Source organism: Cupriavidus sp. 291-E7 (assembly GCF_057798835.1).
Map to the genome: position 1 here is coordinate 44,961 of NZ_JBYOJV010000024.1, position 21,481 is coordinate 66,441.

Genomic DNA, 21,481 nt, shown 5'->3' on the forward strand with positions numbered 1-21,481 from the left:
CGGTCCGCCAGCCTGGCAATATGCGGCGATTTCCGCCCCCGAACTGCCGTTCAAATTGCCCGCTGCAACGGCCGCTGCCAGGGAGCAACCGCCGCTCGGCATCGCGTGTAAGCGGGCTGGCTCATCGGCGGCTGGGCGGACGCCTACCACTTCTCGGTGGTACTGATCATGTTCCCGGTCGGGGCGGGCAGGGCCATCCGCTGGGCACCGCAATCGCGCTGCCGCCGTTCAGGTGGAAGGCAGGCGCCGCCTCGGCCCTGTTCGGCTTCATGCAAATGGGCTGCGCGGCCCCGTCATGGAGTTGTCTCTGCGCAGGTTGTGCCCGCCTATTTGGCCTTCTTTATCGCCCTGGCGGCCAGCTTGTCGCTGTCGCCGCTGGTGTTCTGGCGATCGGCCTGTCGCTGAATGCCAGAAGTGCACCGGTCATGCGAAGAAGTGCTTGCTGTTGTGGACGCGCTCAGTGACGCGAGGATCGCGTCGCGGCAAACCGCCAGGATTTCGTCGGCCAGCGGCGAGTCGTCCGGACAGGCCCGCGACATGACGATGGCGCCCACCGCGTGCGCCAGTGTGTCGAGGGACCGGGCTCGCGCCCGCCCCGGATCGGCTCCGTCCGAAACAGTATCCTCGGGCCTCAGCGCAGCCAGCAGGCTCTCAATGCCAGTCGCGAACGCGGTCCGAACCGCTTCTGGCTGACGCGCGGCATCCCCGCCTAGTGCGGCCATCGTGCAACCGGTTGCGCGGGTGTCGCGGTGCTCGCGAGAAAGGTAATGCTGCACGAACTCTGGTGCGCTTACACCCGCGCTCAATGCCACCGTCTGCGCGATGCCGCAGGCAGCCGATTCCGCCATCAGGTCGGCCTTGGAGCGGAACTGTCTGTAAAAGCCGCCGTGGGTGAAGCCGGCGGCGCCCATCAGATCGGCAACGCCAACCCCGTCGTAGCCACGTTCCCGAAACATCTTCGACGCCGTCGCGACGACGTGCTCCCGGTTGGCCTGTGCCTGTGCCTTGGTGATCTTCATTTCCTGACCACGGTGAGTTCATGTCTGCGAAGGCTCCATTGTACATTGATGTTAATCGTCATCAAAACCTTGACAGTTAAGATTACGATCGTCATCATTGAATGTGTTTCCAACACCAGAGGCTGACGCAACGTGACCGACAAGATGCTTTTTGAGCCCTACACCCTTGGGCACCTGACACTCGCCAATCGTTTTGTCATGGCACCGCTGACCCGCAATCGCGCAGGCGCGGGGCTGGTGCCTAGCGAACTGGCCGCCACCTACTACGCCCAGCGCGCCTCGGCCGGCCTGATCATCACGGAGGCCACTCAAGTGTCGGCCCGGGCTCAGGGCTATCAGGACACCCCGGGCCTGTACACGCCCGAGCAAATCGCCGGCTGGCGCAAGGTCACCGAGGCTGTGCATGCCAAGGGGGGACGCATCTTCGCGCAACTCTGGCACGTCGGCCGTGTTTCGCACGTCGATGTCCTGCCTGACGGCGCTGCACCGGTCGCGCCTTCGGCCATCCGCGCGGCGACGAAGACCTTTGTCAACAACTGTTTTGTCGATGTGTCGCAGCCGCGTGCCCTCGAACTCAACGAACTGCCGGGCATCGTTGGCGACTTTCGTCAAGCCGCGGCCAATGCAATGGCCGCAGGCTTCGACGGCGTGGAGATCCACGGTGCTAACGGCTATCTGCTGGAGCAGTTCATCAAAGATGGGGCCAACCAGCGCACTGACGCCTACGGCGGCACGATCGAGAACCGTGCGCGCCTGTTGTTGGAAGTCGTCGCGGCAGTGGTGGCAGAAATCGGCGCCGACCGAACCGGTGTGCGCATCTCGCCTGTGTCACCGGCAAATGGCATTTCGAGCAGCGACCCTCAGCCGCAGTACGACTACATCGCCGGGCAGCTCAGCGCGCTGGGCATCGTCTACCTGCATGTGGTCGAGGGCGCAACCGGTGGCCCGCGCGATGTCGCACCGTTTGACTACGACGCGCTGCGCCGCCGCTTCAGGCAAACCTACTTGGCCAACAACGGCTACGACCTGGAACTCGCTACCGCCAGGCTCAACGAGGGCAAGGCAGACCTGTTCGCCTTCGGCCGTGCCTTCATCAGCAACCCCGACCTGGTCAAACGCCTGAAGACCGGCGCCCCGCTGGCCCAGCCCGACTTCGCCACGCTCTATGGTGGCGGAGCTGCGGGCTACACGGATTATCCGTCCATCACCGCCTGAGGCGCGCGCTGCTTGCGTCCGCGTCCGAACCGCCTTGAAAAGGAAATTATTCATGACCACGCTTCCGACTGTTCTCGTCACCGGCGCCTCCTCCGGCATCGGCGCCACCTACGCCGAGCGCTTCGCCCGCCGCGGCCACGACCTTGTGCTGGTTGCACGCGACAAGGCGCGCCTCGATACGCTGGCCGCGCGGCTGCGTGAAGAAAGTGGGGTGGCCGTGGAAGTTCTGCAGGTCGACCTCACCCAGCCCGCCGACCTTGCCGCGCTTGAGACTCGTCTGCGCGAGGATGCTCGCATAGGCATCCTGATCAACAACGCCGGGATGGCTCAGTCGGGCGGCTTCGTGCAGCAGACTGCCGAGGGCATCGAACGCCTGATCACGCTCAACACCACGGCGCTTACGCGGCTTGCAGCCGCGGCCGCTCCGCGCTTCCTGGAGTCGGGTACCGGCGCAATCGTCAACATCGGCTCGGTGGTAGGTTTCGCGCCCGAGTTCGGCATGTCCATTTACGGCGCCACCAAGGCGTTTGTGCTGTTCCTGTCGCAGGGATTGAACCTCGAGTTGTCACCCAGCGGCGTCTACGTGCAGGCGGTGCTCCCGGCAGCGACCCGCACGGAAATATGGGGGCGCGCCGGCATCGACGTCAATACGCTTCCCGAGGTGATGGAAGTCGGCGAACTGGTTGATGCGGCACTGGTCGGCTTCGATCGCCGTGAACTCGTGACTATCCCGCCGCTTCACGTGGCGGCGCGCTGGGACGCATTGGATGGCGCGCGTCAAGGGCTCATTTCGGACATTCGACAAGCCCAGGCGGCCGAACGCTATCGACCCGAAGCCTGACCGCCACAATGACTGGGGCGTCATCTCCGACGACAATCGACCATGACCTTCAAAGCGCTGCAGGCGTCTTATGTCCACGCTCAGACCAAGCTCGTAGAGGCGGGCGGAACCACGTTCGCTTATCGCGAACTGGGACAGCATGGTGGTATCCCGCTGGTCCTGCTTAATCACTGGGGCGCCGTGCTGGACAACTTCGACCCGCACATCGTAGATGGCCTGGCTCGTGAGCATCACGTTGTTGCCATCGACTATCGCGGAATCGGTTTGTCCGGCGGCACCGCGCCGGTGACCGTCGACGAGATGGCACGCGACACTATCGCGGTGATCCGCGCAATGGGTTTCGATCAAGTAAATCTGCTCGGCTTTTCGCTTGGTGGTTTCGTGGCGCAGGACGTGGCCCTGAAGGCGCCTGCCCTGGTGCGCAAGCTCATCCTTACCGGCACGGGTCCCGCGGGCGGTCAGGGCATCGATCGTGTCGGTGCGGTGTCGTGGCCGCTGATACTCAAGGGCCTGCTGACACTACGCGACCCCAAGACCTATCTCTTCTTCACCGCTACCGCCAACGGCCGGCAGGCGGCAAGCGCCTTCCTGAAAAGACTGAAGGAGCGCCGCGCCGATCGCGACAGGGGACCGACACCTCGCGCGTTCTCGCGCCAGCTCAGGGCGATCAAGGCTTGGGGCCAGCAGGTGCCCCAAGATCTCGCCGGCCTGCGCATGCCGGTCCTGATCGCCAATGGCGACAACGACATCATGGTGCCTACGATGCTGAGTCGCGAGATGGCCCGCCGCATTCCCCATGCGCAGTTGGTCATCTACGAAGACGCCGGGCACGGCGGCATCTTTCAATACCACGCCGACTTCGTGTCGAGGGCGATGGCGTTCCTGGCAACACCCCCATTGGAATTAGAGCAACATGAAAGCACTCACATTCAAACGCTATGGCAGATCACCTGAGATCGGATTCGCCGACGTTCCGCGCCCCACGTTAAAGGCTGATGAGTTGCTGGTGCAGGTCTATGCGGCGGGATTGAACCCGATCGACAACATGATTCCGGCGGGAACGTTCAAACCTGTCCTGAAATTCCAATTACCGGCCACGCTGGGCAGCGATATTGCCGGCGTTGTGGTTGAAGTTGGCAGCCGCGTGACGCGTTTCAAGCCGGGCGATGCCGTTTTTGCTAGCCTCTTCGATCTTGGCAGAGGCTCGATCGCTGAATTCGCGGCGGTGCCGGAGAGCGTTGCTGCACTGAAGCCGGCCACGCTCGACTTTGTGCAGGCCGCCGCCGTCCCGATGGTCGGCCTCACCTCGTGGCAAGCATTGAAGGAACGCGCAAATGTTCGAGCTGGCCAGAAGGTGTTCATCCCTGCGGGGGCGGGCGGTATCGGCACGTTCGCGATCCAGCTGGCAAAGTACCTTGGCGCCAGGGTAGGAACGACCACCAGTACGGGCAATGTCCAGCTGGTCACCACACTGGGTGCAGACGAGGTGGTTGACTATAAGAAGGAGGAATTCGAAAAAGTGCTGCGCGGCTACGACGTGGTGCTCGGTACACTGCGGGGCGATGCGATCGAGAAAGCCGTCGGCATTCTCAAACCAGGGAGCATGATTGTCTCGCTCATCGGTCCGTTGGACGCTGCTTTCGCACGCGCACGACACCTGAATTTTTTTCTGGCGTTCGTGTTCGGCTTGATGAGCCGAAAAATCGTGCGCCTTGCAAGGAAGCATGACATCACTTACTCGTTTCTGTTCGTGCGTCCCGACGGCGCCCAACTCGCCGAAATTGGAGGGCTCCTCGAGTCCGAGCACATTCGTCCGGTGATCGACAAGGTTTTTTCGTTCGAGCAAGCGAAGGAAGCGCTTGAATACTTGTCCCAGGGACGCGCGAAGGGCAAGGTCGTCGTGAAGATCAAGTGAGTGGCCAAATGGTTGGCTGTGGTGGAGCTTACCTTAGCGATTGGAGAGGCGGGTGACTAGGTTAAGCCGGATGGCCGGTCAGGGTGCAGAGCCGACGCCCGGACGTCCGAGCAAAAGCGTGAGCGAATGACGTTTGTTGGCTGAACTCTGCCCTATACCTCGGACTTCGCATCGCCACGCCGGTGACTTGTCCGCGGCCCGATTTTTGGGTATTCTCTGCCCACCTACCGCGTCCCAGACGCATCGACTCCGCACCGCAAGGTGCCACTTCTGCAGTACGTTGGCCGCCCAGCATAGCCTGGTAGTCCATCCTTCCATCCCATCGGGAACCATGTTCCCGGTGCGGCAACGGGTTCCCCATTCCTGCGAGAACCCACAATGCAAAACCCTACCGTCGTTATTGGCAGCATCCGTCCTGGCCGCAATCCGCGGAAGTACTTCGATCCTGGCCAGATGGCTGAACTGACCGAATCCGTTCGCCTGGACGGCATCATCCAGCCCATTCTCATTCGGCCCATCGAGGACGATGAGGCTGGCCGCGCGTACGAACTCGTAGCCGGCGAACGCCGCTACCGCGCCGCTTTGGCTGCCCACGGCGATGGTTATCAAATCCCTGTCAATATCCAGGTGATGACCGATGCGGAAGCCGACCGTAAGGCGCTGATTGAAAACATCCAGCGTGCCGACATGGCGCCTTCCGAGGAGGCCGTGCAAGCCGCCCTGATTGTTGGCCAGCTGCAGGGCGACCGCGACGAAGCGGCCCGCCAGCTTGGCTGGTCGCGCTCGACGCTCGACAAGCGCCTGGCGTTGATGAACTGCAGTGAATCCGTTCTGGATGCGCTCAATACCCGTACCATCCAGCTCGGTCACGCCGAACTGCTGGCCACGCTCGGCAAGGACAAGCAGGACAAGCTCCTGCCGGTCATCATCAGCGAGAAGAAGCCCATTGCAGAATTGAAGAAGACGATCGAGGCGGCCGCGTGCAGTCTCGAGGCCGCCATCTTCGACAAGACCGAGTGCGCGGCATGCCCGCACAACTCCTCGTTGCAAACGGAGATGTTCAGCGAGGCCATCGCTACCGGCAATTGCACCAACCGTGCGTGCTACGACGGGAAGCTCAGCAAGAAGCTCGAAGGCATTGCCTATGGGCTGAAGGACGAGTATCCCATCGTGCGCATCATCAAGCCGGGTGACAACCATACCCGGATCCAGTTGAAGGTCGAAGGCCCGACTGGCGTTGGCGATGAACAGGCGAAGGCCTGTCACGCTTGCCAGAGCTTCGGCGCCGCCGTCAGTGGCCTGCCCGATTCGATGGGCAAGGTCTACAGCGGCCAGTGCTTCGATACCGTCTGCAACCAGCAAAAGGTTGCCGCGCGTATCAAAGCCGAGAAGGATGCCACCAAGGCGCCCGCGGCCAAACCGGCAGCAGGTGGCAAGGCGGCGCCTGCGAAGAAGGGCGAACAGTCCTCTACCGCGGCCGAAAAGCCCGTAACGTCGATCAGCGAGAGCGAGAAGGTGAAGAACTACCGCACCGCGCTCTGGCGCAAGGCACTGCGCAAGGAAGTTGCGCAGAACGCCGACCAGGCGAACTCGTACCTCCTGTCGATTGCACTGAACGGGCTGGCGCGCAACATCGCAGGCGACGTGATGGGCAAATTCTTCGAGAAGCTGACCGAGCAGAAGTCGTCGTCCTCGCTGCAGGGTTGCCTGACCGCCATCCACGCGTTGGATGAGCAGAAGCGACAGCAACTGACGATCGGCCTGACCGTGGCTGCCATCGATGGCGTGGAAGTGGGCAATCTCCGCGAACTGTGCCGGTATCACAAGCTGGACCTGCGCGCCCACTGGAACCTCCAGCAAGCGCAGGACTTTTTGGAAATGCTCACCAAGTCCGAGATGAAGGTTCTCGCGGACGAGCTGGGTATCCGCAAGGTGCTGGGCGATGGTTTCGCCAAGCTGTTCAACAAATCGAAGCCCGAAGTCATCGCCGGCCTGCTAGCGGTTGACGGCTTCGACTACACCGGCAAGGTGCCCAAGGTTCTGGGCTACTAATCCGTTCACCTATCCATCTGCAGAGGGCGCCAGTCGGCGCCCTCTGTCATTTCATTCCCCAAGAGGTTTCACCATGTTCACTGAATTGGTTCCGCTCGTTCGCGCGAGCGACAAGGTTGTTCTTACGCTGACGATGCAAGGCGACGCGATGTCCGTCGTTGTGATGCCCGTCATCAAGGACGCTGCGGACCCGGCACTGACCAGGCCTCTGATGCTGTCGGCTACGCCGGCGGAATTGGATGCCGACTTCGCGGCGGCCGTCACCAGCGTGACCGAATCGCATCGCTCGCTTGCCGAGCAGGCAGAGGCAACGAAGTCGATTCTCGATGCAGCCAAGTCCACGCAATCGTCCAAGGCGACGAAGGCGCTTGCCAAGGCCGCGTTCCCGTCGACGTCCGACGCCACCAGCGATGCCGGTGACGATGACGAATCGGAGAGCGGTGCCGGCGCGCAACCGAAGGCGAAGGCCGACGCAAGCGCACCGGCTTCCACTGGTACCGACCTCTCTTCCCTGCTGTAAAGGAGAACCGCAATGGCACTCGAAGTCACGCAGCTTACCCGTGAGTTTTCCTACAACGGCATGACGTTGCCTGATGTGGGCCCGCAGTTCTCGCCCGACCAGGTGCGCGATGTCTACTCCGCCCAGTACCCCGAGCTGACGACCGCCGCGGTGGACGGCCCGGAAGTGAAGGGCGGTATCGCACGCTACACGTTCGTCCGCGCCGCTGGCGCCAAGGGCGCGTATGCGCAAGTCTGACCTGATGAAAGCGCTGGCCTCCGACCAGTTTGCTTCCGCTACGAAGCCGCCCGAGAGGGCGGTTTTTTTACATTCTGAGGAGACTCAACAATGTTGTTCGACCCTCGGTCGTTTGTTTCAGCGGTCGATGCAGGACAACCCGCATGGACGCCTACGCGACAGCATCCCGTTGCCAAACGTCGACCTGCCCATGATTTTCTGACGCTGCCTGCCATCCCGGAGGCAACCCCCAGCCGTGCGCTTCTGACCTTCGGGGATGAAGTGGACGTAAAGGACCTCGTCTTCGCGCAGTTCAAGGCCGGCGTGCTGAAGGCCAGCCACGTCTCGAACGCGTCTGGTGCTGGCGATGCCTTCGCTCAGGCATTCTATGCGTGGCTTGCCACGCGCGTTCCTACGACGAAGGTGCTCAGTTTTGACTTCGCCCTAGTTGATCAGGCTGCCGTCGACGTAGAACTATCCGATTTCGGCTTTGACATACAGGAGCGCTCGTCGCTGTATCTCGGGATCCGGCTGGAAGAGGAAACCGTCTACACGCTCAACACAGAGCGTGCTGACGCGTTGCGTCAACTCGATCCGTCGCTGGTGTACATGACGTTCCATCTGATCCGGGCGGCGGCTGGCAAGTCGCTTCACGTTCGCACACCTGATGATTTGCTCGACATGTTTGGTCGGTGGCATTGGGACTACGAAACGCTGACCGATGACGACGAGGCGCGAGAGCACCTCAAGGAGCGGTTTGGCGACGACGATCCCGACATCGATCGATATCTGCCGTCTGTGGTGCGGGCCGCAATCGCGCCTGATGAGGTACTTCCAAAGTGGCAGTGGGTCCAGTCTGACTGGCCGTTCACGTTACTGAGCCGCCGGAAGCTGCGACAACTCGCACGCCTGGGCCAGGATGACTGGCGCGGCGGCCTGTGCAGCGCACTGGCGGACCTGGATCTGGCGTTGGTGCGCATGGGAGATGCATCCCTCATGCGCAATGCACAGTGGGCCGAACCGGCGTACTCCGCTGCGACAATTGCCTACCAGCGCAGCGACTATGTTGGCGAAGTGCTCGACGATCACTTCGAATGTGCCAACAACGGCGGCTATGCCACGTATTTCCAGTGTTTCATTCCCCTGGCCGACAAGGCCAAGGCCATCCGGGCCCAGTACAGCGCTCTTCACGAGACCCTCAAGCTGATCGCACTGCTGGATCGGGTTCTTGAACATTTTATTTGAAAGGAGGCCTCATGGCCGCAATCCTGACCGCGTCGCGGTCGCATGAAGTGGCCCTCCAGGGGGCCATTTTGCTTTATGGGCAAGCGTCAGGTCAGTTTTCCTACGCCACCGCTCATCGCATCGAGCCGGAAGCCTCCGGGCGTCCGGTGCTCGGCGCTGGGGTGCCACTGAACCGTATGGCACTGATCCACGCAGTTCGCGAGGTCGCAGAGCATGCCCTTCCCAAGGGCGAGTTCCTGACGCCCAACGTGCTCTCCATCAGTCCCAGCGCGGTGACGTGGTGGTGTCCTGCAGCCCGCAGGCGTGTGTTCTTCAAGTGCAAAGAGCTTGGGGAGCGAAGCGCCGTTGTTTCGCACCCCGCGTTGGTCTTCCAGGCGTCGCAATCCGGCTTCAAGGTCTTCGCCCTGCAAGGGGAGGAGCGCCCGGTACCGGAAAGCGCGTTGTTCGAGCCGCCTTACTTCAACACGTGGGACCACGGGAAGATCTGCATTGGCTCGGCCCATGTGCCAAAGCAGATCGACGTGGCCTCGATTAAGGGCTGGGAAGACGGGTTCTTCAACTCAGCGTTCACCCATCCCAATCACGGCGGCAAGCGCGTCAAGTACAAGCGCGGCGCCTATGCCTTCTGGAAGGACATGCTGGACGGTCAGTTTCCTGACTTTCCGAAGCAAGTCCTCGTTCCCATGAAATCCACGCTGGCCGATCTGATCGCCGGCAAACAGGAGAAGTAACCATGCATCCTGCTGACGCTGCCCTGCAGCAGTCTTTTCCCTCCGTGATGGTCCCGCGCTTCGGCGCGCTGGCCTCGATGGAGCGGCCCGGTGAGCGCCTGCTCATTGCTGCCAACGGTGTCTTCCTTGAAATCGTGCGCCCCTGGCTGCGCGTGGTCCGTCGTCTCGGTGCATTCCAGTACCGAACGGCGATTCCCTATGGCGAGGTAGCGGAAGCCACCGAGCTGCACTGCGGTCGCGTCCCCCCCGAGCTGATCGGTGAGTTCGCCATGATGGCGCGCGCTGCGCACCCCAAGGAAACGGGCGGGTGGGTAGTCTGGAATGCCGCAACCGCGGCATTCCGGCTGGTTCCTGTGCGGATTCTGGATCATAGCGGCGGTCATCTGAAGTACGATCGTCCGGCACTGGCGGAAGACGAGGTTCTGGTGGTCGACTGCCATTCGCATGGTCGCCATACCGCGGGGTTCTCCCCGACGGACAATGCCGATGACCAGCACGACGTGAAGTTCGCATTCGTGATGGGCAACTGCGACGCTGCTAGTCCGTCGCTGGCCCTGCGTCTGTGTGCCAAGGGAATTTTTGAGAACGTAGAGAAAGTTCCGAGTGAATGGCATGACGCGGTGCGAGAGGAGCTGCTGGCATGACCTTCGTACATCGCATCCCCGCTGAGATGACCACACGCGCTTGGCAAGTAGCGGTCGTGGGCGCTGGCGGTACCGGCAGCGTCTTGCTACCTAACCTCGCGCGGCTGCATCACGCCATGCTGGAGCTAGGACACCCCGGTGGTATCGACTGCACGGTCTACGATGACGACACCGTCAGCGAGACCAACGTCGGCCGCCAGGGGTTCTACCCGGTTGATGTGGGCCAGCCCAAAGCGACGCTGATTGTTAATCGTCTGAACAACCTGATGGGTACGCGCTGGGACGCCGAGATACGTCGGATTGGGAATGACGATCGCTTTGATTGCGACCTGGTGATCGGCTGCGTCGACACGCGGAACGCCCGCAAGGCGATCCTCGACGCGATGCAACGTGGCGAGGGTGGCTACTATCTCGACTGCGGCAACGAGTCGGACAGTGGGCAGGTGATCCTGGGACAGGTCGGTGGCCAAGCCGCGGAACGGCTTCCCCATGTGGGAGACCTGTTTCCGGAGCTGCTGGACCCAAAAGGGGACAAGGCCGACACCGCACCGTCATGCTCGATGGCCGAGGCGCTGCAGAAGCAATCACTGGTGATCAATCCGGTGATTGCAGTGCAGGCGTACAACCTGCTGTGGACGCTGTTTCGAACTGGGACGCTGCAGTACTGCGGCGCATTTGTAAATTTGGCAACAGGGCGCACCAGCCCGCTGCCACTGGATCCGGTTGCCTGGGAGCGCTTCGGCTATAAGCCGGGTGCGACCAAAGTCCGTGCTAAACGCAAACCGCGACAATCCGTTTGAACAGCCACTCCCAAAAAGGGAGTGGCTTTTTTCTTTGTGCAGCCGTTGCGGCACTGTTGGCCTGGCTGCTACTATTGCTCCACACCTCGCGCCTCTGGCGCATCGACCCGTGGCACGTGGCCACACACTCGTTTCATCCCGTTGGGGCACTTGCCCTGGCGGAGTGCTCCATATTCCTCGGAGCACTTCATGAGCAATTCCACTCTTCAAGTCCCGGCGCATTCGCCGTTCCGTCGCATCTTCGTGACGGGCCCCTGGCTGCCTAATGGCGTTGTCGCCGCCGCTTACTGGAACGGCAAGCCCTGGCATGCACTGACCTATCCGATGTTCGGACGTGTTGATGTACAGCGCCTGTGCGAATTGTTGCCGGACCTGACCTTCGATGAGTCGCGCAATGCGGTCCGGCACGTCGAAGGGAGCCGCACCGATTGGTTCGATGCCGAGCCTCACATCGTGGACGGAAAGCTTGTGGATCTCTACGCCGTTGGCTTCGGTTGGGGCTGGCAGTTGGCGCGTCAAGATACCGTACCTGCTGTCCACGGGCAGTCATTGCATGTGATGGTCCGCCCGGCGGCACTCACATGGATGCAGGCATTGGCGGACGGAGATCACGTAGCGCTGTGTGCGTATGCGTCCTTCCTGTTGTCCGGCTACATCGAACAACGTCTGGAATGCTGCCAGCGGCTGGATCTGTCCAGGTTCGATGCCGTGCTCGCCATTGCGAGCCAGCGGCTTCCTTTGCCGGGAGCGGTTCGCATTGCCGTGCAGTCCGGCGAATGGATGCCCGTTGTCGACGCGCTGACGCATCTCGCTGATGGCGATGCATTCAATGCACTGCCCCGACAAGCTCGCCGCGAGCACGTCATCGAGGCGATGCTGGACCAGCTGGCCCGCGAAGTCGGCGGCGCCTGACCTGTACTACCCATTCTTCACCCATTTCGGGGCACATCCCGCAGGGGGGGCTCCGCCAACTTATAGGAGCGCGTTCATGCCTCAAATTATCCTGTCACGTAGCCAAGTCGCATCGATCGTCGCCTTTTGCGATGCCGCTGGCTCGAGCCAGTTTGTCATCGCGAAGGACCACGACGGCTATGTTGGGTACAGCAGCGGCGCCACGCCAGACACGCGGTGTCTCTTCTACTTCAAGGGCTGCGACCCGACGCAGAACGCAGACTTCGACGAGACCGCACGACACAGCCTCGATGGCGATGACTTCTGCGCGCATTTGCAGTTGGTCGACCTGCGCAAAGCGATGGAGAACCCTGCCACGCGGAAGGTACGCATCACGGTCACTCCGAGAACCATCCGACTGGATGCTCTTTGCTAACGGTTGCTGCCAGGCAAAGTCGCTGTTAATATTTCTGCACCTACCGCGTCTCAGACGCATCGACACTTCCGGTTTTATAGCCGGACAGCTTTTTTCTTCTCCCACCTACGGGCCTTCCTGCCCGTGGGCATGTTGGCCCTATTTTCATTGAGGCCATCATGTTCAAGCGTATCGTTTCGCTTTTCCTTTGCTCGGTCATGTTCACCGGCTGCGCTGTCCAGCAGACGTCTCCGAATGCTTATCGCAGTTCGGAAGCGCTGCGCACCGGGTCCGTGGAAGTCGTCACTGTTGTCCGTGTCCGTGAAGTCACGATCGTCGATAGTGATGGCTACATGTCGGCCAATAGCGGCATCCCTGGAGTCGTTGGGGCGGTTGTCGGTGGTTTGCTCGGTGCCCGTGTCATTGGCGGCGGCAATGGACGTTACGTTGCCGGCGCGATGTCCGGCACGGTGTCGGCTGTTGCCGCGCAAGCTGTGGCCAGTCGCATGAATCGCCGCAACGGCCTGGAGGTCATTGTCCGCAAGGAGAATGGCAGCCAGATCGCCGTCACGCAGGATGCCGACCAGCAGTTTGTCACGGGACAGCAGCTCTATCTCGTGGCGTCTGGTGGCGGTTACCGTCTGACGCGCTAATCGGGTTCCAGTCGGATCCCCAAATCTCTTTTCCTTCCCCGCACGGAGTCCCCGTGCGGGGCTCCCTGCGTCCATCGGAGCTATTTATGCCGCCCGTGGCAGACGCACCCCCGAAATTCTCTCCCGTCCTCACCGAGGGCAAGTCGATCGCAGAGGTAGTTGACCAAATCGCGGCGACCCTTCGCAGTACCGAGCTGGAACCGGAATGGCTTGACTGTGCCAACTTCCCTGGGGATGGCAACGAAGCACTGTTTGGCCCAAAGCCAGATCGGCCGTGGCCGCAACTCGGTGCACGCGATCGTCTCGCGGTATATCTGCAGCGAGGGAACTGTGAAGGCTGGATCGTCTATGTCGACCACATTGGCTATGCCGGTGAGGCCCCAGACCGCACAACAGCCCTGCAGAAGCTTCTGATCGGCAAGACGTTGTCCCAACAGCATGGTTGGGATGTCGTTCGCGCGATCAGCAAATTGCTCGATGTCACCTGACATCGCAGCGTGCAGGCCCGAGAGGGCTTGCCCAAGCCCCGAGGCTTCGGCAAGTCGCTTTTACCCGCGTCACAGACGCATCGACCCCTGTCCGGCATCGCCCGGACCACCAACCCAGCTGGGACACTCGTCCCGTAGGGAAGGGATGTCCCGTCCTTATCGAAGACATCCGTGAAACTTCCCAAATCCTTTATCCGTCGGCACCAACCGACCAATTCCGCTGCCTGCCAGACAATTCGCCGCGACGCTTGCCGTGTTCTCCGTCGATTTGCCGGCGACATGGCGCTCAGCCCACGCGAGTACACCATCCGTGAGCATCGCCAACGACGTCGCGACGTCGACGTGTTCGCGTTGCATACCGACTCGTTGCTAATCGAGATCCAGCATCCTGCTGGCGCAGAGGGTGGCGTGCTCATGTCCTACCGGACATGCCGCGGTCGCAATGACCTCACCGGTGGCCGTGACAACGCAGTCAGCGTTGATTCGCTGGCCAGCGATCAGGGCTACGCAAACCTGGTTGCTACGCTACGCGTGGCGGCCGGCCGGCGCAGTTAAGGGGCAAGTATGTCGACGCTCATCAAAGTGACGTTTTCGGCCACCTCCGGCGAGGAGGTGTCAGGAAAAGCACAAATTGACCGGGGCAAAGGCATTGTCACCCTGCCGGCGCGCTTCTCGGTCTCTATCGATCGCGCCAGAAACGCTGGCGAAGGTTTCGAAATCGTGGCGCACGACAACGGGTATAGGTATCCGCTGTCGCATCAGGATGCCGACCGCTACAAGCTGGAAACCGACTCCCGTCGGCGAGACGGCTTCTGGCATCAAGCCTGGCGGGCCATTACGGAGCCACATAAGGACCAGCGCCAGCAGTATGGCCGGTTCGCGCATACGCTGTCGGCGGCTGCCCTTATCGGGCTCGCGGGCTACATCAAGTCGATGCCCGCCTGGTCCCTGCACGCAGCATGGGAGATCTTCTGTTTTTTCCTATGCGGTGCGGTATTATTCGTCGTAGGCGCAGTCCTTTCAAAAGGAGATTAACCATGTTCGGTGTCGCACTTCTCGTCCTGACTGGCGCGATTTCCGCGTTCTTGCTTTGGGCAGACCGCAACGGTCGTCGTGTCCACAAGGACTGAAGCCAATCCCTTCTCAGGAGCCGATTCGTCGGCTCATCGCTTAAGCGCACCTTCGGGTGCGTTTTTCTTTTCCTCACCCACACGGGCGTCGTCCCGTCGGGGCGGCTCCCCACCCAAAGGAGTATCCCGATGGACGCAATCATTTACGGCGCTGGCCTGTCCAGCTATCCCGCAGGCGTCATACTGCAGACCAGTCTTTATGCACAAGGCCTTCGTCCGGCGTTCAAGCTTGTTTGTGCGGACGATGGTGCGCCGTACGGGTCGTTGACGGTGAATGTCCCCGAGATCGAACTGGTACATGACGAGATCCTTGTTTCGGCCGATTGGAACCTGCCAGCCGACATCAAGGAGGCCCTGCTAGAGAGCGGCAAATTCGAGCGCACCGGTCGACCGAGCTAGGTTGCCTTCGCCTCATACGATGTTTGGCGTGTTGTCGATGCCGACCTGCTTTCGCAGGTCGCTGCTGCGCGCGTCGTAGCGAGCCGCGGCGCCGCTGCCTGATTCTCTCAATTCCAACCCTTGCGGGCCCATCCCGCAAGGCGGTGGGTCTATGGGAGATATCCATGCCCATCACCATCGACGGATCCGGCCTGGCCGGTTCGCCTGGCACGTTACGCATCGCAGTGGAGCTCTATGCGGTGAACGACCGCGCTGCGCTGTCGCTGATCGAATCGACGACCAGCGATCTCTACGAGACCTTCACCAGCAACGTCCCCAGCGAAGCGCTTGCGGACGATGAGGTGGTTGTCGGCCTGTGGCGCTTGCCTATGTCCACTGTGGTTGCACTGCTCGATTCGAATTGCTTCGAACCGGTTCGCACGCTTGCCGTAGGCAACGCCCGCGGTGCCGTCTGGCGCATCACTTCAACTGATCTCCTACAGACAATCCACGTCGCGAAAGCGGCAGTGTCTGCATAAACCAACCCTTCCAACCCTCTCGGGGCATGTCCCCGAAGGGGCATGCTCCGTATCGGAGCCTCTCATGTACGTAATTTACATCGGCCAGCGCGCCGAACATCGCACAACGCTCGCCGGCGTGCTGCAGTACCTGAATGACGATCGCGACGGCAAGGCCGTCCCTCGAGTCGAAGATATCTCAGTGCGCCATGTGGAACGCGGTGTGATCCCTGTCGAACCCCTTGCCGGCGGCAATTTTGCGGTGCGGCCGGCTGGTACCCGGCGGGCGATCCTTTCCATGATCCTCGATGAAGTCGATCGCTTCATCGTTCGTGTCGGCGGCAAGATCCTGCGTCCGCACGAGATGAGCCGGGCCGCGTGGGGCGCAGTGGTGGCCGCCGGTCGCCTGGCGTACTTTCCAGCTGAAGCCATCGACATGTCCAAGGACGATGCTGGGCCGCTGTTCCAGACGGTGGATCTCTTCGAGGAGCAGGGGCCTTTCGACATTGCCGACTTTGTTTGCGGCGAGTTCATCCGCCGGTTTGGCTATGGCACGAATGGCCCCCTGTACCACCCCGCTGCGAGTCCCAACTGCCGTCACGAAGTCCATGTGGCCTACGCGCTGATGCGTGGCGAGAAGGTGCGCGAATGCATCATTAACACCTATCGCGACAATCCGCACCATGCCCATTCTGAGTTCTGGATGCGCCCGTTGATCGAAGTGCCGGCGCTGCGCGGCGCCTTGTCGCCCAGCGTGCTGCAAGCGCTCTGCCAGACCATGCGTGGCGAGAAGCTGGAGATCACGACGCACAACGTCGGCAAGCTGATCGCCGCGCTACGGGATGTGCCGAGCGACGGGCATTATGTGCACGTCGACGATGCGCTGTTTGCGGCCGGCATCCTGCTGCCGCGGACCATGCCAACGCCCAAGCCTCTGGAGGGAGAGAACGCCCAGCCAGCAACAAAGCTGGCGGCGCGAATCCGCGCCCTGATTTGCCAGCGGCAGTATCAAGCATCCATGGAAAGGGCCACTGCCGATCGCAAAGCGTTCAACATCAGCCAGCGCGAGTTTGACCGGCGGACACGGGCAGCGACAATCGAACGTGACACGTACGGCTACGAGTGGCCCAATCGGGTCGCTCTGGCCGTCATGGAGCGCAATGTCGCGGCGGTGTTGCAGATCTTCGACCGCCCAAAAGACTGGAACACCGAATCCAAGCGCGCACTGCGCGAGGAACACGGTGTCGATGTCTTGCAATGTACGGCTGCAGAACGGCGCCGGCGGTTGTTCGAGCTGTGCGGATTCTCTGACGCAGAGCAGACGGAGTGGGAGGCCCAGGAAGTCATCGCCAAGGCGCGCAAGCGTGCAGATAGCACGGTGGCCGAAGCGAAGTCGCGCGCCGAGGGCACGACCTACCGAATCGAAACCGGTCAGGCCATGAACGGGCGCGAGTATGTCGACTTCTGCATTACTGCTGGCTTCTCGAAGCTTATCGACGAGCGGCGGGGTAGCGTGACGCGCTACTGGATTCACGATCCGGTGAAGCGAATATCGCGGCCGTTGCGCGCCAAGGACGGTACGCTGGAATATGCGCGTGCACGCCTGACGCAGAACGTCCCTGAGGCGATCGCTTGATTTGCACCCCCTGGCCGCCTTGGCTAGGGGGATTTTCTCAAATCAGCTATCCAAATGCCGAGCTTTCGATGACTGCACTGCAGTGCTTTCGCGATAGCCTGACCATTCAGACAGAGCTCTGTTTGCACTGAAAGCCGTTCAGTCCGAACCGAGTTTTACCCGCGTCTTCGACGCATCGACCCCAACGCCGGCATGCCGGTCATCTCTTGAAACCGCCCACAGGGACCGCTCCCTGATGGGACGGCTCCGTGGGCATCTCCACGATTCCCATGCAACTTACCTTGCTGTAGCCCCGCGGCGCGTTGTCATTCATCACCGCCGGCGGTGATGGCGAGCGTCTCTCTGGCGGCTGTGCTTCCAGCCCGGCCGTCGATCTCTTCTTTCCCATTCCCTTTATTCCATCGGCGAACGAAAGCACTGGCTCACGTTCGCGTCATTCCATTTTTAGGAGCAATTCCCATGTCCCATCTCGTTCAAACTATGGCGTACGCTGGTGCAACCCCTTGGCACGGCCTGGGCAACCGGTTGGCCGAGCATCAGCCGCTCGAAGTCTGGGCCGAAGCCGCAGGCATGAACTGGCGCATCGAGGAGACCGACGTGATGTTCCGCGTTGGCACGCATGACCTCGATCCGATCAAGTCGTTCCCTGAGCAGAAGGTGCTGTACCGCTCCGACAACGGCAAGCCGCTGTCGACCGTCTCGCAGCGGTACCAGGTCGTCCAACCGGCTGAGATTTTGGAGTTTTATCGGGACCTTGTTCAGGCGGGCGGATACCAGCTGGAAACGGCTGGGGTGCTGAAGGAGGGCCGCAAGCTCTGGGCGCTCGCGCGCACGGGACAGTCGGCCACGCTCAAGGGCGGTGACGAGGTCCGCGGCTACCTGCTGCTGGCCACGGCTTGCGACGGCACGCTGGCCACCACGGCGCAGTTCACCTCCGTACGTGTGGTGTGCAACAACACGCTGCAGATCGCGTTGGGACGCAACCGTGGTGCCGTCAAGGTGCCACACCGTAGCCAGTTTGATCCGCGTGCTGTGAAGGAAGAGCTTGGCATTGCTATTTCGTCCTGGGATGGCTTCATGGCCAACATGCACGAGCTGGCGGACCGCAAGGTCAGCCAGGCCGAGACTGAGCGGTTCTTCCAGCGGCTCTTCACGTACTCGTCGGCCAAGCCTTCGGACAATCCCAAGATGAACGAGCGCGGCCTGAAGGCGGTGCTCAACCTCTTCGAAGGCAATGGCCGTGGTGCAACGTTGGAATCGGCCGCAGGCACCGCCTGGGGACTCGTGAACAGCGTGACCGAGTATGTCGATCACCAGCAGCGTGCACGCAATCCGGGTAACCGTCTGGATTCGGCGTGGTTCGGTGCCGGCGCAATTCTCAAGCAGCGCGCTTGGGATGCGGCCCTCGAACTTGCCGCTGACATGGCCTAAGACCTCGATCGGTCTGGAGCCCTTCTACTAAACCATGCCTCAAGCGATTCGCTCTGGTGCCGTTGTCTGGTACTGGAGTGGTCCTTTCAGGCATCTGCCCCGGCTAAGTCCGGGGCATTTTTTTTTGGTCGCCCATGCAAATCCTTTTCGAAGAATTCTTCAGACGCTTGCCTATTGTCGGTGCGCTGACAACAGTGTCGCTCATTGTTGCTCGATCGATCTACTCGCGTAGGGAGTCGGTGCCCTTGTTCTGGAAGGGGCGTGCGGTGGCCAGGGAGGTTCGCTTGAACATCGATCCCTTGGAAATCGACATCGATAAGCTGCCACAAAAAGGGCTGGCCAGACGCGTAGACGAGTGGAGCGCCGAGGCCCGTTCTGGCAGGACGCGCTTAGGATTCGACGACTGGCTTACCGGCATCGCCCTGCCGGCGGCGAGCGCCATTAACGGTATCAGTCTGCGTCAAAGTCATCTCTCGTTCTTGCTGCACCACGGTCGCCGGTATGTCGTCTCGGACGCTTCTCGTGGCATACGGGTGCTTGAGTGTCGTATCGATGGGCGACTGCCTATCGTGGCATTCATAGATACTTCGGGCCGAAGAGGACCTTGGCTGACTCTCCCGCGCTTATTCACGATTGAAGAGATTGTGAGTTTGCATCCGCTGAACGCACCATGAAAATGGCCCGACGAACCAATCGTCGGGCCATTTTTTATCTGCGCAGTCCAGAAACAGCGGTGTTTTATATGAGCTTACTGCGGAAATAGGGTGAGCATGCTCACGCGTTTGCGGTTTCCGAAGGCACCTCAACGGTTGCGCGCTCGGCTGCAGGCGCGTCGTACGAAATACCGGCAATTCGCGAGATCGTGCCTTCGAGGGCAGCATTCGGTCCCAGGCGGATCGTGCCTGCATAGGCGATCCGGCCTTTGACTTTACCGTTGATGTGAAGGGAGACGCGGGCGGCAACGTCGCCCTCTACGGTTCCGTCGATGAGAACGTGGTCACCCTCAACTGTTCCGCGGATCAGACCCTCGGATCCGACATGCACGAGTCCGTGCGACGATCGCAAGTCACCTCCCACTAGTCCGAAGCAGCTGATGCCATGATCTGCCGCGACGTCTCCGTGGATGCTGAGACCCGTCTGGATTAGGCTGAAGTTGGCTGTCGTCATGGTCAGCACTCAGAAAAGTTTGATTTCGTTGGTAAGGCGCGGTTCGGGAGCGCGGGGCGGCTGGGCGACGGATGGTGCGGGGGAGATGCTTCTTCCTGGCGTGGCCGCTGGTGCCACCGGATCCTTGACGGGAGCCTTGCTTGGCGGCTGTGCAGCCACAACGGACGCCGTATTGGACGCAGGGACTTGTGCAGCAACCGGCGCGGAACCTGGTTGCTGAGCGGTGAGAAGCGGCTTAGTTTCGTTGGGGGCTACCTCCAGGCTTGCCGTGGCGATCCGCGGGGGCCATTCACGACTTTGCGCATCAGGTGCGCTGGCAGAACCGACTTCCGCTGCAATCGCCGTCGTCCGCACCTCCTTTGACGCAGTACTGGAGACGTCATGCTTGGCACCAGATGCCGTCCACATGCCAATGGGGAAGGCGATCGCCGCTACGATGAGCACAGCGATGACTTGCCGCTGCGTTTCCGTGAGTTTGCCCCACATTGAATTCGCACCTGCAGTGGGCGTTGCGAGAGGCTCCTCCAGGGCAGGCGTCCCGTGGTCGTGGCTTGGCATTTCAATTGTCAGGGGCGGCTCGCTATACCGGGTGTGCAGGCGTGCAATCTCTTGGATATCCATCGCGGGGCTCGGAGAAATGTGGTTCAGTGACTGGCGTCCAGGGGCTTTCCGTCGCGGGAAAACCGGTCGTTGTCGGGGATGCATAGGCGGTGAATCGCGCGGATATGTCGCGCTGCGCCGAACAATGCGTCGTCTTTTTCCTCGGCATTGATGTTGAGGGCCAGATACGCGCCCAAGACGTTTTCGACGAGCAGATCATGCTGGTTTAGCAGGCGGATCAATCGACCCGCCAGCGAGTGCGTTACCAACACGTTTCGTGTGTGGCGATCCAGGCTCACGCTTCGCGGGCGAAGTTCGCGAGACCATGCCAGTTTTGCATCCATCCATTCATTGGCTTCACGGAAACGAGCGTCCAGCGCTAGGATCTTGCCCTTGTTCGCCACAGACATCTTGGAGGTGCAAAAGTTGTAGTCGCTTCGTAGAAAGTCTCGTACGAAATCGGTCCAGTACGTGATCACGGCACCGCTATCGGTGGCCGGAACAATACGGGATACGCGGTCCTCGCTGAGGAGGCGTTTGATCGGCTTAGGGCCGATGCGTTGCGTAGGAACAGTTTCCGGGCTCTCATTGTTGGAGCTTTGCGACTGCGTATCGCCGGCTCTGCTAAGAACCTCTGGGTCGGATGATTCGGCCATTTTCCATACTTATGTGGATCTCTCTCATAGGAGATTGTCCGACACAAGTGAGCGTCGACGAGCCGAGAAAGCTATACGATATTGCTGAGCTTTCCGACTTTCGTTGGCATCGAACTGTGTCAGAATGCTTTCCATACCCAGCGTCACAGACGCATCGATCCTGACTCCCTCGCGAGTCCATCTTTTTGTTCAAGTCGTGCTTTAGCGCACGCACCGACTGGTTGGCTACCAGTGTGGATACTTTTTGTGCTAAGTGTTTTCGCCGAACACTTCCCCTCATCAGCTCGTAATACGCGTTCTCGCTGTGCCTCTCCATGAGC

At 61.1% G+C, this 21,481-nt stretch carries 26 protein-coding genes; 22 read left to right on the forward strand and 4 right to left on the reverse strand.

Annotated features, from left to right (window positions below):
• Positions 1–326 precede the first annotated feature (326 nt).
• The gene (locus AC3FLX_RS29085; RefSeq protein WP_488700806.1) at positions 327–1,019 is read right to left on the reverse strand and encodes a TetR/AcrR family transcriptional regulator; all 693 of its coding nucleotides are present in this window, start codon (positions 1,017–1,019) and stop codon (positions 327–329) included.
• 132 nt (positions 1,020–1,151) lie between these two features.
• On the opposite strand from AC3FLX_RS29085, the gene AC3FLX_RS29090 reads away from it, so the two are divergent.
• The 22 genes from AC3FLX_RS29090 to AC3FLX_RS29195 all read left to right on the forward strand — a co-directional run bounded on the left by AC3FLX_RS29090 (position 1,152) and on the right by AC3FLX_RS29195 (position 19,412).
• Positions 1,152–2,234 (forward strand): alkene reductase, encoded by a 1,083-nt coding sequence (locus AC3FLX_RS29090; protein ID WP_488700807.1) that lies wholly within the window; start codon positions 1,152–1,154, stop codon positions 2,232–2,234.
• Between the two features lie 52 nt (positions 2,235–2,286).
• Positions 2,287–3,075: an SDR family NAD(P)-dependent oxidoreductase gene (locus AC3FLX_RS29095; protein ID WP_488700808.1), complete on the forward strand. Its 789-nt coding sequence runs from the start codon at positions 2,287–2,289 to the stop codon at positions 3,073–3,075.
• Between the two features lie 42 nt (positions 3,076–3,117).
• On the forward strand, positions 3,118–4,029 hold the full coding sequence (locus tag AC3FLX_RS29100; protein WP_488700810.1) for an alpha/beta fold hydrolase: 912 nt from the start codon (positions 3,118–3,120) through the stop codon (positions 4,027–4,029).
• The gene (locus AC3FLX_RS29105; RefSeq protein ID WP_488700812.1) at positions 3,989–4,990 is read left to right on the forward strand and encodes an NADP-dependent oxidoreductase; all 1,002 of its coding nucleotides are present in this window, start codon (positions 3,989–3,991) and stop codon (positions 4,988–4,990) included. Before AC3FLX_RS29100 ends, AC3FLX_RS29105 begins: the two co-directional genes overlap by 41 nt.
• 378 nt (positions 4,991–5,368) lie before the next feature.
• A complete protein-coding gene (locus AC3FLX_RS29110; protein ID WP_488700814.1) occupies positions 5,369–7,042 on the forward strand; it encodes a PRTRC system ParB family protein in 1,674 nt (557 codons plus the stop codon).
• Between the two features lie 73 nt (positions 7,043–7,115).
• Positions 7,116–7,562: a PRTRC system protein E gene (locus AC3FLX_RS29115; protein WP_488700815.1), complete on the forward strand. Its 447-nt coding sequence runs from the start codon at positions 7,116–7,118 to the stop codon at positions 7,560–7,562.
• Between the two features lie 12 nt (positions 7,563–7,574).
• Positions 7,575–7,799, forward strand: coding sequence for a PRTRC system protein C (locus AC3FLX_RS29120; RefSeq protein ID WP_008645396.1), 225 nt, complete (start codon positions 7,575–7,577; stop codon positions 7,797–7,799).
• A gap of 90 nt (positions 7,800–7,889) precedes the next feature.
• Entirely contained in the window at positions 7,890–9,023 is a 1,134-nt protein-coding gene (locus AC3FLX_RS29125) for a PRTRC system protein F (protein WP_488700816.1), read from the forward strand.
• Between the two features lie 11 nt (positions 9,024–9,034).
• Positions 9,035–9,754: a PRTRC system protein B gene (locus tag AC3FLX_RS29130; protein WP_488700817.1), complete on the forward strand. Its 720-nt coding sequence runs from the start codon at positions 9,035–9,037 to the stop codon at positions 9,752–9,754.
• Between the two features lie 2 nt (positions 9,755–9,756).
• Positions 9,757–10,398: a PRTRC system protein A gene (locus AC3FLX_RS29135; protein ID WP_488700818.1), complete on the forward strand. Its 642-nt coding sequence runs from the start codon at positions 9,757–9,759 to the stop codon at positions 10,396–10,398.
• A complete protein-coding gene (locus AC3FLX_RS29140; protein WP_488700819.1) occupies positions 10,395–11,198 on the forward strand; it encodes a PRTRC system ThiF family protein in 804 nt (267 codons plus the stop codon). Before AC3FLX_RS29135 ends, AC3FLX_RS29140 begins: the two co-directional genes overlap by 4 nt.
• A 189-nt stretch (positions 11,199–11,387) precedes the next feature.
• Complete coding sequence (locus tag AC3FLX_RS29145; RefSeq protein WP_488700820.1) at positions 11,388–12,110, forward strand: hypothetical protein; 723 nt, start codon at positions 11,388–11,390, stop codon at positions 12,108–12,110.
• A 76-nt stretch (positions 12,111–12,186) separates the two neighbouring features.
• On the forward strand, positions 12,187–12,525 hold the full coding sequence (locus tag AC3FLX_RS29150; protein ID WP_488700821.1) for a DUF3085 domain-containing protein: 339 nt from the start codon (positions 12,187–12,189) through the stop codon (positions 12,523–12,525).
• Between the two features lie 158 nt (positions 12,526–12,683).
• Positions 12,684–13,157, forward strand: a complete 474-nt coding sequence (locus AC3FLX_RS29155; RefSeq protein ID WP_488700822.1) for a glycine zipper 2TM domain-containing protein — start codon at positions 12,684–12,686, stop codon at positions 13,155–13,157.
• A gap of 86 nt (positions 13,158–13,243) precedes the next feature.
• Positions 13,244–13,645 (forward strand): hypothetical protein, encoded by a 402-nt coding sequence (locus tag AC3FLX_RS29160; protein WP_488700823.1) that lies wholly within the window; start codon positions 13,244–13,246, stop codon positions 13,643–13,645.
• Between the two features lie 171 nt (positions 13,646–13,816).
• The gene (locus tag AC3FLX_RS29165; protein ID WP_488700824.1) at positions 13,817–14,200 is read left to right on the forward strand and encodes a hypothetical protein; all 384 of its coding nucleotides are present in this window, start codon (positions 13,817–13,819) and stop codon (positions 14,198–14,200) included.
• Positions 14,201–14,209: 9 nt separating this feature from the next.
• Complete coding sequence (locus tag AC3FLX_RS29170; RefSeq protein WP_150982303.1) at positions 14,210–14,680, forward strand: beta clamp domain-containing protein; 471 nt, start codon at positions 14,210–14,212, stop codon at positions 14,678–14,680.
• A gap of 224 nt (positions 14,681–14,904) precedes the next feature.
• Entirely contained in the window at positions 14,905–15,174 is a 270-nt protein-coding gene (locus tag AC3FLX_RS29175) for a hypothetical protein (protein WP_488700825.1), read from the forward strand.
• Between the two features lie 164 nt (positions 15,175–15,338).
• Positions 15,339–15,692 (forward strand): hypothetical protein, encoded by a 354-nt coding sequence (locus tag AC3FLX_RS29180; RefSeq protein WP_488700826.1) that lies wholly within the window; start codon positions 15,339–15,341, stop codon positions 15,690–15,692.
• A 64-nt stretch (positions 15,693–15,756) separates the two neighbouring features.
• Complete coding sequence (locus tag AC3FLX_RS29185) at positions 15,757–17,307, forward strand: hypothetical protein (RefSeq protein ID WP_488700827.1); 1,551 nt, start codon at positions 15,757–15,759, stop codon at positions 17,305–17,307.
• Positions 17,308–17,766: 459 nt separating this feature from the next.
• Positions 17,767–18,738: a DUF932 domain-containing protein gene (locus tag AC3FLX_RS29190; protein ID WP_488700828.1), complete on the forward strand. Its 972-nt coding sequence runs from the start codon at positions 17,767–17,769 to the stop codon at positions 18,736–18,738.
• A 134-nt stretch (positions 18,739–18,872) separates the two neighbouring features.
• The gene (locus AC3FLX_RS29195; protein WP_488700829.1) at positions 18,873–19,412 is read left to right on the forward strand and encodes a hypothetical protein; all 540 of its coding nucleotides are present in this window, start codon (positions 18,873–18,875) and stop codon (positions 19,410–19,412) included.
• Between the two features lie 100 nt (positions 19,413–19,512).
• On the opposite strand, the gene AC3FLX_RS29200 is transcribed toward AC3FLX_RS29195, so the two are convergent.
• Genes AC3FLX_RS29200 through AC3FLX_RS29210 form a run of 3 tightly spaced genes read right to left on the reverse strand, consistent with a single transcriptional unit; the run spans position 19,513 to position 21,161 of the window.
• Positions 19,513–19,905: a bactofilin family protein gene (locus tag AC3FLX_RS29200; RefSeq protein WP_488700830.1), complete on the reverse strand. Its 393-nt coding sequence runs from the start codon at positions 19,903–19,905 to the stop codon at positions 19,513–19,515.
• A 9-nt stretch (positions 19,906–19,914) separates the two neighbouring features.
• The gene (locus AC3FLX_RS29205) at positions 19,915–20,526 is read right to left on the reverse strand and encodes a hypothetical protein (RefSeq protein WP_488700831.1); all 612 of its coding nucleotides are present in this window, start codon (positions 20,524–20,526) and stop codon (positions 19,915–19,917) included.
• 23 nt (positions 20,527–20,549) lie between these two features.
• The gene (locus AC3FLX_RS29210; RefSeq protein WP_488700832.1) at positions 20,550–21,161 is read right to left on the reverse strand and encodes a hypothetical protein; all 612 of its coding nucleotides are present in this window, start codon (positions 21,159–21,161) and stop codon (positions 20,550–20,552) included.
• Positions 21,162–21,481 lie beyond the last annotated feature (320 nt).

Excerpts from the sequence above, each read along its gene's own strand:
- AC3FLX_RS29085 (WP_488700806.1), bottom strand. The coding sequence starts at position 1,019 with ATGAAGATCACCAAGGCACAGGCACAGGCCAACCGGGAGCACGTCGTC.
- AC3FLX_RS29095 (WP_488700808.1), top strand. The coding sequence starts at position 2,287 with ATGACCACGCTTCCGACTGTTCTCGTCACCGGCGCCTCCTCCGGCATC.
- AC3FLX_RS29100 (WP_488700810.1), top strand. The coding sequence starts at position 3,118 with ATGACCTTCAAAGCGCTGCAGGCGTCTTATGTCCACGCTCAGACCAAG.
- AC3FLX_RS29105 (WP_488700812.1), top strand. The coding sequence starts at position 3,989 with ATGAAAGCACTCACATTCAAACGCTATGGCAGATCACCTGAGATCGGA.
- AC3FLX_RS29110 (WP_488700814.1), top strand. The coding sequence starts at position 5,369 with ATGCAAAACCCTACCGTCGTTATTGGCAGCATCCGTCCTGGCCGCAAT.
- AC3FLX_RS29115 (WP_488700815.1), top strand. The coding sequence starts at position 7,116 with ATGTTCACTGAATTGGTTCCGCTCGTTCGCGCGAGCGACAAGGTTGTT.
- AC3FLX_RS29120 (WP_008645396.1), top strand. The coding sequence starts at position 7,575 with ATGGCACTCGAAGTCACGCAGCTTACCCGTGAGTTTTCCTACAACGGC.
- AC3FLX_RS29125 (WP_488700816.1), top strand. The coding sequence starts at position 7,890 with ATGTTGTTCGACCCTCGGTCGTTTGTTTCAGCGGTCGATGCAGGACAA.
- AC3FLX_RS29130 (WP_488700817.1), top strand. The coding sequence starts at position 9,035 with ATGGCCGCAATCCTGACCGCGTCGCGGTCGCATGAAGTGGCCCTCCAG.
- AC3FLX_RS29135 (WP_488700818.1), top strand. The coding sequence starts at position 9,757 with ATGCATCCTGCTGACGCTGCCCTGCAGCAGTCTTTTCCCTCCGTGATG.
- AC3FLX_RS29140 (WP_488700819.1), top strand. The coding sequence starts at position 10,395 with ATGACCTTCGTACATCGCATCCCCGCTGAGATGACCACACGCGCTTGG.
- AC3FLX_RS29145 (WP_488700820.1), top strand. The coding sequence starts at position 11,388 with ATGAGCAATTCCACTCTTCAAGTCCCGGCGCATTCGCCGTTCCGTCGC.
- AC3FLX_RS29150 (WP_488700821.1), top strand. The coding sequence starts at position 12,187 with ATGCCTCAAATTATCCTGTCACGTAGCCAAGTCGCATCGATCGTCGCC.
- AC3FLX_RS29155 (WP_488700822.1), top strand. The coding sequence starts at position 12,684 with ATGTTCAAGCGTATCGTTTCGCTTTTCCTTTGCTCGGTCATGTTCACC.
- AC3FLX_RS29160 (WP_488700823.1), top strand. The coding sequence starts at position 13,244 with ATGCCGCCCGTGGCAGACGCACCCCCGAAATTCTCTCCCGTCCTCACC.
- AC3FLX_RS29170 (WP_150982303.1), top strand. The coding sequence starts at position 14,210 with ATGTCGACGCTCATCAAAGTGACGTTTTCGGCCACCTCCGGCGAGGAG.
- AC3FLX_RS29175 (WP_488700825.1), top strand. The coding sequence starts at position 14,905 with ATGGACGCAATCATTTACGGCGCTGGCCTGTCCAGCTATCCCGCAGGC.
- AC3FLX_RS29180 (WP_488700826.1), top strand. The coding sequence starts at position 15,339 with ATGCCCATCACCATCGACGGATCCGGCCTGGCCGGTTCGCCTGGCACG.
- AC3FLX_RS29185 (WP_488700827.1), top strand. The coding sequence starts at position 15,757 with ATGTACGTAATTTACATCGGCCAGCGCGCCGAACATCGCACAACGCTC.
- AC3FLX_RS29190 (WP_488700828.1), top strand. The coding sequence starts at position 17,767 with ATGTCCCATCTCGTTCAAACTATGGCGTACGCTGGTGCAACCCCTTGG.
- AC3FLX_RS29195 (WP_488700829.1), top strand. The coding sequence starts at position 18,873 with ATGCAAATCCTTTTCGAAGAATTCTTCAGACGCTTGCCTATTGTCGGT.
- AC3FLX_RS29200 (WP_488700830.1), bottom strand. The coding sequence starts at position 19,905 with ATGACGACAGCCAACTTCAGCCTAATCCAGACGGGTCTCAGCATCCAC.
- AC3FLX_RS29205 (WP_488700831.1), bottom strand. The coding sequence starts at position 20,526 with ATGGATATCCAAGAGATTGCACGCCTGCACACCCGGTATAGCGAGCCG.
- AC3FLX_RS29210 (WP_488700832.1), bottom strand. The coding sequence starts at position 21,161 with ATGGCCGAATCATCCGACCCAGAGGTTCTTAGCAGAGCCGGCGATACG.